Below are 14,129 nucleotides of genomic sequence, written 5' to 3'. Positions count from 1 at the left end.
TACTTTAATTATAATCCCCACACTTAGGGGGAATAACCGTAGACTAAAATTTGAAGCGGAGCAAAAACCAACACGGGACCCCAGCTTAAAATCGGAAATTTTAAGCTCTAAGTCAAAAATGGCTCACCGTAGGCGTGAAATTTATTTCGCGCGAGGGTTTATTTCTCACAAATAAAACACCTATCATTTCTAATAAACAGTAAAAGTGAGAGCAAGCTTGTATTTGGACAAAAAGGTTTTAGAGTCAAAAACGATTCACTCTGTCTAGTCAAAAATAAACTCTCCCCCACCTCAAACACACTTCCCTGTGTAAATCACGCCGATGAGTCAGTAAATTTTACTCATCGGCTTGCGGTGCCTCAGCGCCTTTATCTTGCTGTTTTTCGCTTATCATGGCATTTAATTTCTCGCCGCCTTTGATGCCAAAATCTAGCGTGCGGATTGGGAATGGGATGGTCATATTAGCTTCGCTTAGGGCGTTTCTAACTGCCACAACAGCCTTGTGACGAACGGTCATGAAATCCGCTTCGCCGGGGTATTTAATCCAAAACCAAACTAGTAAGTTAACGCTGCTATCACCAAAGCTTTCGGCGTAAACTGCGGTTTCTTCTTGTTTAATCACAAAATCAAACTCATTGATTTTTTTAACAATCACCTCAGCGGCTTGCTCTGGATCGTCAGCATACGAAATCCCCACTGGCACTTCGATACGACGCACACCTAATGTACTGTAGTTACTGAGTATATTTCTAAATAGAATCTTGTTAGGCACTAATATAAGTTGCCCATAAAAGTTCTCAATGAGGGTATTTCTAAGGTTAATCGCCCGTACAGTACCAAACACGCTTTCGGTGCGAATCACATCACCTGTTTTAAATGGTTTGCGAATACCCATAGCAATACCCGCTATAAGGTTCTCTGTCATGTCCTGAAAGGCAAAACCAATTGCAAGACCGACGATACCCGCACCAGCAAGTAATGAGGTGACAGTGCCTCTGAGCCCCAAGAAATCAAGGGCTACAAATAAGCCAACGCATAACACGATGACTTTCACTATCGATGACATTAAGTCTGCGATTTGCGAAGACTCTAACGAGCGGCGTAATAGCTTTCTAAGCATTGACCCAACGATACGCGCCAGCAATGAAAATACAATGGTGATGATCACTGCGACAATGAAGTTTGGAATATGGCTTATGATGATATCAACCCAGCCACCGAGCTTTTCTTCTATAAGTTTTTCGGCCTCACCGACGGTTGGTATTTTTAACATGCGACTACCTGATACATTAAGAAACATAACAGGTGTTTTGCAAAATAAGCGCCAGTTTCATACAAGCACAAAAAAGCCGTGCTTCGCACGGCTGTTCTAAATCATTTTACTAAAAATTTAGTTCTGCTCTTCTCGTAAGAAAACAGGCTCTAATTCTTTTGCTGTTGCATCGCTACTAAAGTAATAACCTGCAACGGTGAAATCTTTTAATTCACTTAATTGAGTGATTTTATTTTCAATGATGTAACGTGCCATCATGCCGCGGGCTTTTTTCGCATAAAAGCTGATCACTTTATATTGGCCGTTTTTACAGTCTTTAAAATGTGGAGTGACGATTTGTGCATTTAATGCTTTTTTATCAACCGCTTTAAAATACTCATTCGAAGCAAGGTTTACCAAGTATTTGCTATCTTGCTCAGCAAGCACTGTATTAAGCTTCTCGGCGATAACACTGCCCCAAAACTCATATAAGTTTTTACCACGTGGGTTTTCTAACTTAGTGCCCATTTCAAGGCGGTAAGCTTGCATTAAGTCTAATGGTTTAAGCACACCATAAAGGCCAGACAAAATACGTAAGTGCGACTGTGCGTAATCAAGATCAGCATCGCTTAACGTTTGCGCATCTAAGCCACCGTATACATCACCATTAAAGGCTAGCACGGCTTGTTTTGCGTTGTCTTGGGTAAATGGCTGTGACCACTCGGAGAAGCGTGCCGCATTCAAACCAGCTAGTTTATCGCTGATTTTCATTAGGCTACCAATTTGCGCTGGTGTTAAATCACGGCAAACTGACATTAACTCTTCGCTGTGCTCGAGTAATTCAGGTTGAGTGAATTTATCGGTCGTGGCTGGTGTTTCGTAATCTAAATTTTTTGCAGGTGAAATAACAGTGATCATACTTAGCTATTGACTTGTAATTTATTTGATGTCAATTTCAACATTAATTGAATCAAAATGCACGTTTTGTTTCGTCCTGCCTTTATCCGCTGTTCTTTTCATACATAATGTTCTAGTTTTCTGTATTAAGGACATTTGACCTATTAAACACTGTCATAGTGTTGCAGCATAAAGGCCGCTATAATGGATTTTCTTTTAACTTGCTTGGAATGAGGAAAGCAAATGACTTCAGCACTACAAAGGCTTAAACAGCATTCATCTATTGTTGCAGATACAGGTGATATCGAAGCTATCAAAAAGCACCAACCAGAAGATGCAACAACAAACCCGTCTCTACTTTTAAAAGCCAGTGAAATTGAAGCGTATAAGCCTTATTTAGATAAAGCGTGGCAATATGCCAAAGAAACCGAGCAAGATGCAGCTAAACAACTTGAGTTAGCATGTGATTACTTTGCTGTATTAATTGGTAAAGAAATTAGCGAAATAGTACCGGGCTATATCTCTACAGAGGTAGACGCACGTTTATCATTTGATACCCAAGCGACTATCGACAAAGCCCACACTTTACTGAGTCTTTACGAAAAAGAAGGCGTTAGCAAAGATAAAATCTTAATCAAAGTTGCATCAACCTGGGAAGGTATCAAAGCCGCTGAGCAGCTTGAAAAAGAAGGCACTAAGTGTAACTTAACGCTGTTATTCTCTGAAGCACAAGCACGCGCTTGTGCCGATGCAAATGTATTTTTAATTTCACCATTCGTTGGCCGTATCTTAGACTGGCACGTTGCTAACGGTATGGAAAAACCAACTGATCCGCTAAACGATCCTGGTGTGCAATCTGTACGTAGCATTTACGAATTCTACAAACGCCACGACTACAAAACAGTTGTTATGGGCGCAAGCTTCCGTAACACAGGCGAGATCATCGCACTGACTGGCTGTGATAAGTTAACGATTAGCCCTGGTCTTTTAGAAGAGTTAGGCCAATTAACGGATGCACAAGAGTACCTACTAGAGAGCAACTTTACTGTTGAAGAAAAACCAGCACCACTAACTGAAAGCCAGTTCCGTTGGTTACATAACCAAGATGCTATGGCGACAGAAAAACTTGCTGAGGGTATTCGTTCTTTTGCACAAGCACAGCTTGAATTAGAAGCACGCTTTAAAGCAATGTAATTCAAATTACAGCATTTTTTGAAACGCCACCGCTAGGTGGCGTTTTTGTTTCTAAAATAACTAAACCTTTGATCTATTCATCTATCAATCACACTTCTGTAACAGTATTGTCACTTTTTTATTCTATTTTTGAGCAGCCTGTGGTATAGGTATTTCCGAGGTTCAAAAAATCAATAGGAGAAGTTCATGGATAGCCTAGACGATATTTTAGAAATATTAGAAGGTCCTAGTAAAACAAAAAAGACCTCTACAAAAAATAAAAAGAGAAAATGGCGCGAAATCGAAGCTTTGAAAGACAAGCATAGACTTCGCAAAGAACTACAGGAGTTAGACTATTTCACAGACAGCATTGAGCTTGATGAATTAGACTTTTAATTAAAGGCCCGCAAGGGCCTTTTGCATTTGTGGCAACGACCAATTTACTGGCGCTTTATTTTGATCAGTAAGTAGCTGGTTTGTCTTTGAAAAATGCTGACAACCAAAAAAGCCACGATGTGCAGAAAGCGGTGATGGATGCGGGCCTTGGATCACATGATGACGCGAGGTATCAATGTGTTTACCTTTTTTCTGAGCATGCGCGCCCCATAACACAAACACCACACCGTCACAGTGCTGATTAATAAGCGCAATTACTGCATCGGTAAATTGCTCCCAACCAAGGTGCTTATGAGAATGAGCTTGCCCTTGCTCAACCGTTAATACTGTGTTGAGTAAGAACACGCCTTGTTCGGCCCAGCTTTGCAAATAGCCATGATGAGGTATCTCAAAACCTTCGATATCTGTTGCCAATTCTTTGTACATGTTTTTCAAAGACGGCGGCAGCTTTTTAACTTCAGGCAATACCGAAAAACACAAACCATGGGCTTGGCCTTCTCCGTGGTAAGGATCTTGCCCTAAAATAACCACCTTAACTTCATTCAGAGGTGTGGCTTCAAAAGCTGAGAATACCTGTTCGTCTTTCGGATAAACGGTAACGCCTGCTGCGCGTCTATCGGCCACATATTGCAAGGTTTCTTGCATGTAGGGCTTAGCAAGCTCGGTATCTAGAAATGTTTGCCAATCGATCATTTTGAAGCCTGTATTTGCTGTCGAGAAACGTCTATTTTACCACACATGTCGGTCAAACCATCAAGCATTCGGGTTGTAAAACGGTGCAATAAGTCTGCGTTTACACTAATAAACTGGTTATGTTGCACCGCTGGCAATTCAGGCCATTGTCGCCAATCAATTTTAGGCTGAGGCTTTTTCGATTTTTCATCTGGAATAATCACTACCTCTGGATTGGCGACCAATACATTTTCAATACTAATGCGCGGGTAGTCTGTATCACTATTAGCGAACACATTATCCGCATGACAAATAGTTAATAGCTGATTGATCCAAGTGTTTCCGCCAACTGTCATCATTGGCTCAGGCCATAATTGATAAAACACTGACACTTTCGGCTTGCCTTCTTGCGCAGTACGAATAGCATTGAGTTTAGTTTCAAACTCTTTAGCTACTTTATTCGCCTTGGTTTGCAAGTGCGTAAGCGTGCCTAGTTTACGCAGCTCATCAGCCACATTATCAACCTGATTTGGGTTGCTGTACGCTACCGGAATACCTAATTTTTCAATGTAAGCGAGATCTTCGGCTTTGTTACCCGTTTTCCAAGCCAGAACTAGGTCTGGTTTTAACGACAACAGCTTTTCCATGTTAATTCCGTAATAGCCGCCTACTCGTTCGATATCATTCGCTTGCTGAGGAAAGTCTGCATAGTCAACGGTACCGACAATGCGCTCTCCTGCTCCAATGGCAAATAGGTTTTCAACGATGTGCGGTGCTAAGGCAACGATACGCTGCGGCTCTTTAATTTCATGAGCCTGAGCCAATGCAGGTAAATAAAATAAAACCCCTAAGAGTGCAAACTTGATGGTTCTCATGTTAAAAATCGAACCCTTTTTGCGCTTTTATTCCTGCATCAAAAGCGTGTTTTACGTTTCTGACTTCACTGACTGTATCAGCTAAGTCGGTCAGTTTACGGTGCGCACCACGACCTGTAATAATCACCGATTGCATAGCAGGGCGAGAGCTAACGGCTTCTAGCACTTCGTCTAAATCAATATAACCGTAGGTAATCATATAGGTTATTTCATCTAGCATAACGAGATTAATCGACTCATCCTTCAGCATTCTTTTTGCTTCTTGCCATGTCACTTGCGCAGCAGCTGTATCTGACTCTTTATTTTGTGTTTCCCAAGTAAAACCGGTGTTCATAATAACAAATTCAACCCCTGCTTTTTCCAGTAGGTTGCGTTCACCGCACTCCCATGTGCCTTTAATAAACTGACACACAGCGGCTTTCATTCCGTGACCTACCGCACGTGCAACAGTACCAAAACCAGAAGTCGATTTACCCTTACCGTTGCCAGTTATAACCTGAAAAATACCCTGCTCTTTTTGTGCAGCAGCAATCCGTTCGTCGACTTTTTGTTTTACTTTTTGTTGGCGTTGTTGGTGCTTATCTTGATTCTGTTCGCTCATTGTTGTTCCTTATGTCTCTAAATTGAAGTTCTCATAAATATTGATGATTTGTTCAATATCGAGATTATCTGCTACTACACTAGCTAAACGGCTTAACTGCTGTTCACGGTTTAAGTTAATATCAATTGGCTTAATTTGGCTATTTGGTGCAAGCCAAGTTATTAGCTCAGATACGCCCTCAGGGGTATCGAACAAGCCATGTAAGTAAGTACCTGCTACTTGGTTATCATCACTAATAAAACCATCTAATTTGAATCCACTTGGGTGATCATTAAAGCTCAAAAATGGCTTTTCAAGTGCTGGACCTTGACTAATCCCGGCGTGAACTTCATAACCTGAAATTACTTTATCGCTATTGTTTAAATGAAGAATGCCGGAGACTTGGCTTAGTACTTTTTGTTGCCCTAATTGCGTTTCAAAGTCAGCAAGCCCTAGCCCTGCTGCGCTGCCTAAATTAGACTCCACAGCATGTGGATCAGCAAGGTAGTTGCCTAACATCTGCAGCCCACCACATACTCCAAGCACTTTACCGCCATAACGCAGGTGACGTGTTATTTGATTATGCCAGCCTTCATTTTTTAAAAACGCTAAATCGCCGAGTACATTTTTACTACCCGGAATAATAATCAGATCAACACTTGGAATAGCCTGAGTATGACGTACATACTGTAAATCGATTTCGGGTTGTAATCGCAGTGCATCAAAGTCTGTGTGATTACTAATATGAGGAAGTAGCAGCACCGCTATGCGTAATTGCGGTTTATCGACCTGATTAGTTATAGCAACGGCATCTTCAGCATCGAGTGCTAAGTCATGTAAATAAGGTAATACCCCAAGTACTGGCTTATTGGTGTATTGCTCTAACCAATCAAGGCCACCTTGCAATAACGCAATATCGCCCCGAAAACGATTAATCACAAAGCCTTTAACGCGCGCTTGCTCCGACTCAGACAACAAGGCTAACGTTCCGACTAAATGGGCAAACACACCGCCTTTATCGATATCTGCAATAATGATCACTGGGCAATCTACCGCCTCGGCGTAACCCATATTGGCAATATCGTTTTCGCGCAGGTTAATTTCTGCAGGGCTACCTGCACCTTCAACAACCAGTAATTCAAAACGCTCACTTAAGCGCTGCTGCGAAGTAAGAACTGCATCCATCGCCACTTTTTTGTAGTCATGATAACTACCCGCTTCCATATTCGACAGCGCTTTGCCATGAACGATTACCTGCGCTCCAGTATCGCTGTTAGGTTTTAATAAGATAGGATTAAAATCGACTTCTGCGGGCACTTTTGCCGCTACAGCTTGCAAAGCTTGTGCGCGACCTATCTCGCCACCATCTGCGGTTACAGCGCTATTTAACGCCATATTTTGTGGCTTAAAGGGCGCAACCTTTATGCCTCGCTCAGCAAAGATTCGGCAAAGTGCTGCTACAAGAGTACTTTTACCTGCATCTGAGGTCGTGCCTTGCACCATTATTGTTTCCATCATTGTTCTCTTTTTAAGGTTTGTGCAAGACCAGCAATCACAAACTCAACACGTGCAACTTGCTGTGCTAAGGCTTGATGCAACCAACCTGAATGATCAACAAACTGACGGCTTAACTCACCCAGCGGCACAATACCATGACCCACTTCATTGCTGACAAAAATCACCTCACCCGGCAATTGCGATAGCACATCGAGTAAGGCCGCTTTTTGCTCAAGCCAAAATGCTTCACCCTGCTGGCATAAGCAATTACTCAACCATAGGGTTAAACAGTCCACTAAAATACAGTTTCCAGCTCGGCTATGTTGTTGTAGTGCTTTAGCCAAATACAAAGGCTCTTCAACAAGCTGCCAATGCTTAGCGCGCTCTGCTTGATGCCTGTTAATTCGGGCTGTCATTTCTTCATCACCCGCATTTGCTGTGGCAATGTAGATAAGCGGCTTGTTTGAACTTATTGCCTGCTGCTCTGCAAAACGGCTTTTACCGCTGCGAGCACCGCCTAAAATTAAAGTATGTTGCTGGCTCATAATAAGCTCACCAAGCAAAGGTAAGTAACAAGCTCAGATACTTGCTGGGCTGAACCTAAGCAATCGCCGGTGTAGCCAGATAACTGTTTTTCAAACCAGCGCTTTAATAGTAAACGAGTAACAAACAGCACACTGACGAGTATTAATAATTGCCCTAGAGTGAAGCTAAAAAACAACCATGCAATTGCTAATACCGCACCGCCAGTTGCTAACAGTATTTGATAACTTTGCGTGCTTAAATGCATCGCAATGGGTTTTACTTTAGATGTGGCGTCCTGACTTACATAGTCCATATCTGCAATTAAGCTTGTTGCAACAACCCGGCTCAAGCTTTGCCCTAAAACAAGTGCAATAATCACAGTACTGGTTACTTCACTAAGTGCAACGAGTGTTTGGTACTTAATTAATAAGGCCATCACTAACGCCGCAGCACCATAGGTACCTAAGCGACTGTCTTTCATAATGCTCAGCTTATCTGCAACGTGCCAACCACCACCAAAGCCATCCCAGACATCAGCAAGGCCATCTTCATGAAGTGCCCCTGTGATTATCAAGCTAAACGCCATAACTAACGCGACTGCAATGGCTGCAGGGAATAACCAACTTAACAGTAAAAAACTCAGCGCTAAAAGTGCACCTAATATCACACCGACCAATGCAAAATAGCGGCTGGCCTGATTGAGTGCCTGACTCGATACTGCAAAGTTTAATTTAACGGGGATACGCGTTAAAAAACTAAGCGCTAGCAAAAATAGCTGAAGCTGACTTGGGGTAGAATCAGAAGTGTGTTGTTCAGCGCTCATATCAGACAACTTGCTCAACATTAGCATCGGCAAAACTTGCCATGTCATTATAAAACGCCAAAGATGCTTGCAGTAAAGGTAAGGTAAGCGCAGCCCCAGTGCCCTCTCCTAAACGTAAATCAAGCTGCAATAAAGGTGCTGCATGCAAGGCATTGAGCATTGCTTTGTGCCCTTGTTCATCAGAGGCATGAGCAAATATCATGTAATCGCGAGCGTTTGCATTAATCCGAGTTGCAACAAGCGCTGCTGCTGTACAAATAAAGCCATCCACGATCACCGCCATGCCAAGCTCGGCAGCAGCTAAAATAGCACCGGTGATCTGAACAATTTCAAAACCACCTAATGCCGCAAGCGTCATTAATGGGTCGTCAAAATGAGTTTGGTGTAATTGAAGGGCTTGCTCAACAACTTTAATTTTTTTAGCGATAACCTCGTCGCTCACACCTGTGCCTTTACCAACACATTGGCTGGCAGGTAAAGACAAAATGGCAGCCATTAATGCCGCAGCACTTGTGGTATTGCCAATGCCCATCTCACCAAAGGCGATGGTATTGCAGCCTTGCTCATAGAGTGAATGAACTCGCTGCTTAGCTAATTCAAACCCTTTTTCAACCTGATTAAGAGACATAGCCATTTCAGTATTCAGTGGTGCAGTGATGTCACCTAAACGCTGGTTATGCACACTTTTATCATGTGAAGTACTGAGTGTTCCGGCGTCAACAACTTCTAGCTGCCAGCCCAGCTGACGGCAAAACACGTTGATCGCTGCGCCTCCTGCTGCAAAGTTTGCCACCATTTGCGATGTAACGCTGCTAGGAGCAATCGACACACCTTGGCTTGCCACACCATGATCGCCCGCAAATACAACGAGAGAAGGGTTTGAAATAACCGGTTTAAAGGCAACTAGCGCCTGCTCATTATCAAGCTGCTTTGAAAAAATAAGCGTTAATTGTTTGGCACAACTTTCAAGCTGACCTAAAGCGCCTAGCGGCTTTGTTTTAAGGTCTATTTTTTGTTGAATTACAGCCGAAAATTGCTGATTAAGAGGCATGATATTAAACATTAGCTACCTGCTCTGTTTACGAAAATAAAGTAAGAATAAAAAGAACACACTACCGATAGCGGCTGTGATCACACCAACAGGTAGTTCTTGGTTATTCAATAGGGTTCGGCATAACACATCGACCCACACCATAAAAATACCTCCGACCAATGAGGTCATAACTAAGTTATGGCTGCTGCCTTGCGGCGAAAAGTAGCGCACAATATGTGGGATCATCAGGCCGACAAAACCAACGCCACCGCACATAGCAACAAGCACCGCTGTTATTAATGAACTTAGCAGCAGCATCATGATCCGAAAGCGTTGCACATGAATCCCCAAAGTCGCAGCACTTTCATCACCAAGCAGCATTGCATTTAGCTGACGACGAAATGCAACCATCAGTGTCATGCAGGCAATAATAACGGTAAATGGCAGCCAAAGAGTGTCCCACTGGGCACGAGAAAAACTGCCCATCGTCCAAAACAAAATGGCGGTGATGGCTTGTGGATCGCTAAAATAAAGCAGCAGACTAGTCAGAGCACTAAATAAGAAAGATAGAGCAACACCTGCGAGTAACATGGCTTCAACTTGGCCAACATGACGACGCCCTGCAATAGCAATAAGCAACAGCATAGAAAGTAAGCTTCCGGCAAATGCTGCAACTGACATACTAAAGCCAAAACTCACACCGGTTAGGGCAATAAAGCACACCACACCAAATGAAGCTCCAGAAGAAATACCAAACAAGTAAGGGTCAGCAAGCGGGTTTCGGGTTACGGTCTGCAAAATTAGTCCTGCCAGAGCAAGCCCTGAGCCTGCTAAGAATGCCAGCACCGTTCTTGGCATACGCAACTGCCAAATTATACGCTGCACAAATTCATCGCTACCTTGGCTAAACAAACCATTAAAAACATCACTCAGTGGCGTATTTGCAGCACCAAAGCTCAATGCTAAAAAACAACTAATAAGCCCTACGACAACACAGATACTTAAACGCATTGCATCAGTCATTTTGATGCTCCTGTGTCTGATAGCCATAAAAATAAGTGATGTGCGGAATAAACTTATCAGTGCTTGATTGCGGGTGAGCAGATACCGCTGCGCAGACACCAAATACATCACTCAACAGCTGCTCTGTTAGCACCGCTTTTGGTTGCCCCTGGCAAACCAAACGCCCTTCATCAATCACCAATAATTCATCACATAAACTCGCCGCGAGATTTAAATCATGGAAAGAGGCAAGCACAGTCACATCGAGGGACTTTGCTAATTCCATTATTTGAATTTGGTATTTAACGTCAAGGTGACTGGTAGGTTCATCCATGATGAGCAACTTAGGTTGTTGTACGATTGAGCGTGCAATAAGCGCTCTTTGCTTTTCGCCACCTGAGAGCGAATCAAATGCTTGCTCACTGTGATGAGACAAACCAACCTGCTCTATAGCTTGATATATTCGCTGCTTATCATTGGCAGACGTGCCGCTGAAAAGTCGCTTATGAGGTGTTAAGCCTAAACTCACTACATCGAACAAAGACAAATTAAACTGCGATGGAGACTCTTGTAAAACCACTGCAACCTGCTTTGCATATTCATCAGCACTGATTTGCCAAATATCTTGACCGCTTAGCAGCACAACCCCTTGCTGAGGTTTCAAGTAACGATAAAGGCAACGCAGCAAGCTTGATTTACCCGCACCATTAGGGCCGAGTAGACCGATAAATTGCCCTGCTTTTAACTCAAGGTTAATTGATTTAAGTATAGTTTTATTCGCAGTACCCCAACTTAAATCAGACACTGATATTAATGGCGCAGCGCTAAGGCTATTTTGTTGCAAGCTTATTCTCTCTTGGCGAGTAATCACAACGCACAAGAAAGCACTGGTAAGTACCAGAAAATGATGTGAGTTGACCCGCTCGATGATTAGTTTTTAGTGCTAAGTATCTGGCTGACCATTATTTAGATGGATTACAGTTGCGGGAACAGCTGGAGAATTTCACTCCATTCCATAGCATATGAGTATTATGGCGGGCTAAGTAAATAATTCAATGAATATCGCTCTAGATGGCTAAAAAACAATTTTGGGCCAAGCCTGTCCTTGTTCATCTATATATACATCGAGTGTAATAAGCCCCGCATAAGGAAGGTGAAAAACATTTAAATGCGTGGCTGATTGTTTTGGCATCTGACAAACAATAGCGAGGATTTGTTTAATCACACCTGCATGACTTATTACCAATGACTGTTCATGCTTGGATTCACATAGTGATTGTAAAAATGTTTGCCACCATGCCTCCACTCGTGCGTAAAAGTCTGCCATAGATTCACCATTGGGCACTTTTACTTGCCAAGGATGCTGCCAAAAATCACCAATATGAGGTTTACTCGTTTGCTGCCAAAGCTGTTGGTAGTCTTGGCCATCCCAATCACCAAAATTAAACTCTTTTAGCGCGTTATAATAGTGTACATGCAGTGAGTGTTGATTTGCTAAATAATCAGCGTGGACTGAGCAACGCTTGAGCGGAGAGCTATATATGGCATTTAAATGTATGAGATCGGCAGAAGCTTGGCGCATTTGTTCAAGGCCTTGCTCAGATAAACCGACATCGATTTGCCCAGAAAGAATTCCGGGCCTAGCGATTTCACCATGGCGAAGAAAGTAAACTCGTGAAGTAAATGCGTCCATAATGTTCCTCAGTAAACCAATAGTGAACGTTAACGCGTTTTAAGTCCTCTGTCGACTTATGCTAAGGGACACATCCGAAGAGAGTTAAGCTAAACGCATTAAACGAACGTCAAAATGTAGCACTGCATTTGCGCCAATCTTGCCACCGTTACCTTTTTTACCCCAAGCAAGCTCTGGAGGGATCACAAATTCATAGCGAGAGCCGATATTCATTAATAACAATCCTTCTCTTAACCCTTCTATAGCTTCGCTTAAAGCGAACACCTCAGGCATACCCGCTTTATAACTGTCGGCAATCACATTGCCATCAGCAAGCATAATACGTTGGTTAATAACCACTGTATCGAATTCTGATATGCGTTCTCCTTCTACATCATCAATCACTTTATACATTAAGCCCGACGGGCATAGATGTGTATCTGGATGCGATGAGAACTTAGCAATAAATGCTTCACTATTTTTACGATTTAAACCTGAAGAGCCTTTTGACTTGGTCGTTTTCTTACGAGACACAGCAAACCTCAATTGTATTACAAATATAAAACGCTTTATCGCATAACAAGGTAAGGGAAGCAAGTTTGCGAGAGTAAAGTTGCAAGTTAGAAGGGGAAATAAAGGGGAAGGATATGAGTTAGAAAGAGTAAAGTTTGAGGATCTGGCGTAGGTTGGGTAGAGTGCAGCGAAACCCAACACAGAGCTATCAGCTTTCAGCCGTCAGCGATCAGCCACGCGGTGGGGTTGTTTGGTGCTGCGTCTCCCTCTGCCGGAGGCTCTAGGCTCTAGGCTCTAGGCTCTAGGCTCTAGGCTCTAGGCTCTAGGCAAAGTGTGCTTGTAGGAATGGCTTCAGCCATGAATGTGTTTGTTATGGTCTAGATTCGGCACTGAAGTACCTACTACGGGGATATTGCTGAGGGAGTCTCTATTACTAAATTCCCTGTAGATCAACTAACCTCTAATATCTAACGCCTAACCTTCTCATCACTTAGGAATGGCTTTAGCCATGAATGTGTTTGTTTAATTTATTCGGCAGAGAAGTAGCCCGACGGGGGTTGCAGAGGGTGACTCTGTGCTAATCAACCACACAGTTCAACTTTACCCTTGCAAACTAGCAACTCGCTAACTCATGTTGGGTTTCGCTACGCTCTACCCAACCTACCTAGAGAATGAATAGGGTGAATGCTGAGGGAGTCTCTGTACTAAACAACCACACAGTTCAACTGACATCTAACCTCTGATATCTCTGTGTTTCAGCTGACGTCTGACGGCTGAAAGCTGACAGCTCCCAGACGCAAAAAAGCCCGACTCTTTCGAATCGGGCTTTCTTTAATAGGATCCTGGCGATGACCTACTTTCACATGGCAAATGCCACACTATCATCGGCGCTGTTTCGTTTCACTACTGAGTTCGGCATGGGGTCAGGTGGGTCCAAAACGCTATTGTCACCAAGAAAATTCTTTTCAATTTTCTTATTATTTTTAATTTAAAGTCTTGCGACTGAATTTGGAGCCTGGATATGACCAAGTGCCCACAGCGGTAGAGAGACACATAGCAGCTGCTATGAGAAACCTAACACTTTAATTTGGAGCCTGGCGATGACCTACTTTCACATAGCAGCTGCTACACTATCATCGGCGCTGTTTCGTTTCACTACTGAGTTCGGCATGGGGTCAGGTGGGTCCAAAACGCTATTGTCACCAAGCAAATTTGGTTT

At 43.0% G+C, this 14,129-nt stretch carries 15 protein-coding genes, 2 rRNA genes and 1 riboswitch; of the genes, 2 read left to right on the top strand and 15 right to left on the bottom strand.

The window, feature by feature from the left end; genetic code table 11:
- Window positions 1–337 precede the first annotated feature (337 nt).
- Window positions 338–1,273 (bottom strand): mechanosensitive ion channel family protein, encoded by a 936-nt coding sequence (locus HUS61_RS07710; protein WP_175082284.1) that lies wholly within the window; start codon window positions 1,271–1,273, stop codon window positions 338–340.
- Window positions 1,274–1,390: 117 nt separating this feature from the next.
- Window positions 1,391–2,170 carry a peroxide stress protein YaaA gene (gene yaaA, locus HUS61_RS07705; protein ID WP_175082283.1) on the bottom strand — a complete coding sequence of 260 codons (780 nt, stop codon included), beginning with the start codon at window positions 2,168–2,170 and terminating at the stop codon, window positions 1,391–1,393.
- A gap of 222 nt (window positions 2,171–2,392) precedes the next feature.
- Between yaaA and tal the strand changes: the two genes are divergently transcribed.
- Together tal and HUS61_RS07695 are read left to right on the top strand one after the other, a co-directional pair.
- Window positions 2,393–3,343, top strand: coding sequence for a transaldolase (tal, locus tag HUS61_RS07700; protein WP_063530158.1), 951 nt, complete (start codon window positions 2,393–2,395; stop codon window positions 3,341–3,343).
- Window positions 3,344–3,529: 186 nt separating this feature from the next.
- The gene (locus HUS61_RS07695) at window positions 3,530–3,718 is read left to right on the top strand and encodes a DUF3545 family protein (RefSeq protein ID WP_054562330.1); all 189 of its coding nucleotides are present in this window, start codon (window positions 3,530–3,532) and stop codon (window positions 3,716–3,718) included.
- Here HUS61_RS07695 and ung read toward each other — a convergent pair whose 3' ends face one another.
- The 13 genes from ung to rrf (HUS61_RS07630) all read right to left on the bottom strand — a co-directional run bounded on the left by ung (window position 3,719) and on the right by rrf (HUS61_RS07630) (window position 14,117).
- Entirely contained in the window at window positions 3,719–4,411 is a 693-nt protein-coding gene (gene ung, locus HUS61_RS07690) for a uracil-DNA glycosylase (RefSeq protein ID WP_175082282.1), read from the bottom strand. It lies immediately after the preceding gene.
- Complete coding sequence (locus HUS61_RS07685; RefSeq protein WP_175082281.1) at window positions 4,408–5,265, bottom strand: cobalamin-binding protein; 858 nt, start codon at window positions 5,263–5,265, stop codon at window positions 4,408–4,410. Before HUS61_RS07685 ends, ung begins: the two co-directional genes overlap by 4 nt.
- A 1-nt stretch (window position 5,266) precedes the next feature.
- Window positions 5,267–5,866 (bottom strand): cob(I)yrinic acid a,c-diamide adenosyltransferase, encoded by a 600-nt coding sequence (cobO, locus tag HUS61_RS07680; protein WP_063527779.1) that lies wholly within the window; start codon window positions 5,864–5,866, stop codon window positions 5,267–5,269.
- Window positions 5,867–5,875: 9 nt separating this feature from the next.
- On the bottom strand, window positions 5,876–7,360 hold the full coding sequence (locus HUS61_RS07675) for a cobyric acid synthase (protein WP_175082398.1): 1,485 nt from the start codon (window positions 7,358–7,360) through the stop codon (window positions 5,876–5,878).
- The gene (cobU, locus tag HUS61_RS07670) at window positions 7,360–7,887 is read right to left on the bottom strand and encodes a bifunctional adenosylcobinamide kinase/adenosylcobinamide-phosphate guanylyltransferase (protein ID WP_175082280.1); all 528 of its coding nucleotides are present in this window, start codon (window positions 7,885–7,887) and stop codon (window positions 7,360–7,362) included. The genes HUS61_RS07675 and cobU overlap by 1 nt, the downstream gene beginning before the upstream one ends.
- Window positions 7,884–8,690 carry an adenosylcobinamide-GDP ribazoletransferase gene (locus HUS61_RS07665; RefSeq protein WP_175082279.1) on the bottom strand — a complete coding sequence of 269 codons (807 nt, stop codon included), beginning with the start codon at window positions 8,688–8,690 and terminating at the stop codon, window positions 7,884–7,886. Before HUS61_RS07665 ends, cobU begins: the two co-directional genes overlap by 4 nt.
- Before the next feature lies 1 nt (window position 8,691).
- The gene (gene cobT / locus HUS61_RS07660; protein ID WP_175082278.1) at window positions 8,692–9,753 is read right to left on the bottom strand and encodes a nicotinate-nucleotide--dimethylbenzimidazole phosphoribosyltransferase; all 1,062 of its coding nucleotides are present in this window, start codon (window positions 9,751–9,753) and stop codon (window positions 8,692–8,694) included.
- Window positions 9,754–9,756: 3 nt separating this feature from the next.
- Window positions 9,757–10,746, bottom strand: coding sequence for an iron ABC transporter permease (locus tag HUS61_RS07655; protein WP_175080471.1), 990 nt, complete (start codon window positions 10,744–10,746; stop codon window positions 9,757–9,759).
- Window positions 10,739–11,569 carry an ABC transporter ATP-binding protein gene (locus HUS61_RS07650; protein WP_058586526.1) on the bottom strand — a complete coding sequence of 277 codons (831 nt, stop codon included), beginning with the start codon at window positions 11,567–11,569 and terminating at the stop codon, window positions 10,739–10,741. The genes HUS61_RS07655 and HUS61_RS07650 overlap by 8 nt, the downstream gene beginning before the upstream one ends.
- Before the next feature lie 103 nt (window positions 11,570–11,672).
- A riboswitch (cobalamin riboswitch) is annotated at window positions 11,673–11,740 on the bottom strand.
- Between the two features lie 60 nt (window positions 11,741–11,800).
- Window positions 11,801–12,418 (bottom strand): histidine phosphatase family protein, encoded by a 618-nt coding sequence (locus tag HUS61_RS07645; protein ID WP_175082277.1) that lies wholly within the window; start codon window positions 12,416–12,418, stop codon window positions 11,801–11,803.
- An 84-nt stretch (window positions 12,419–12,502) separates the two neighbouring features.
- Window positions 12,503–12,931, bottom strand: a complete 429-nt coding sequence (locus tag HUS61_RS07640) for an FKBP-type peptidyl-prolyl cis-trans isomerase (protein ID WP_054562340.1) — start codon at window positions 12,929–12,931, stop codon at window positions 12,503–12,505.
- Between the two features lie 819 nt (window positions 12,932–13,750).
- Window positions 13,751–13,865, bottom strand: a 5S ribosomal RNA gene (rrf, locus tag HUS61_RS07635).
- 137 nt (window positions 13,866–14,002) lie between these two features.
- A 5S ribosomal RNA gene (gene rrf / locus HUS61_RS07630) occupies window positions 14,003–14,117 on the bottom strand.
- Window positions 14,118–14,129: the final 12 nt, after the last annotated feature.

Origin of the sequence: Pseudoalteromonas sp. 0802 (genome assembly GCF_013350085.1) — a bacterium.
Taxonomy (GTDB): domain Bacteria; phylum Pseudomonadota; class Gammaproteobacteria; order Enterobacterales; family Alteromonadaceae; genus Pseudoalteromonas.
This window is presented reverse-complemented; position numbering and strand designations above follow the sequence as displayed.